Raw genomic sequence first — 388 nt, forward strand, 5'->3', positions numbered from 1 at the left:
ATGCCATAGTGGTCTCCCATCAGGACAAACATTGTATTTTCATATAGTCCTTCTTCTTTCATTCGTTCAAAGAACCTTTTGATGGCTTCATCTTGATAGCGGACGGTGGTCACATAGCGGTTTAAAATGGTGCTAGTCGAATCATATTCATCAATGAACTGATCCTTTGGATCAATTTCAAATGGGAAGTGATTGGTTAAGGTAATAAACGTGCTGTAATAAGGCGCCTTCAGCTTTTTTAAATAATCAATGGATTGGTCAAAAAAGTCGATATCTTTTAAGCCCCAGCCAGTCGAATTCTGTTCATTGACATCAAATGAATCGACATCATAAAAGCGGTCAATCCCAAGAGATTCATACATCACATCACGATTCCAGAATGTTTTAT

At 37.6% G+C, this 388-nt stretch carries 1 protein-coding gene; it reads right to left on the minus strand.

Going from position 1 to position 388, the window contains the following annotated elements; translation table 11 throughout:
• Nucleotides 1–388: LTA synthase family protein (locus KH400_RS22000; protein ID WP_217228266.1), on the minus strand; the 388-nt coding region annotated here is incomplete at both ends.

It is taken from the genome of Desertibacillus haloalkaliphilus (genome assembly GCF_019039105.1).
Taxonomy (GTDB): domain Bacteria; phylum Bacillota; class Bacilli; order Bacillales; family KJ1-10-99; genus Desertibacillus; species Desertibacillus haloalkaliphilus.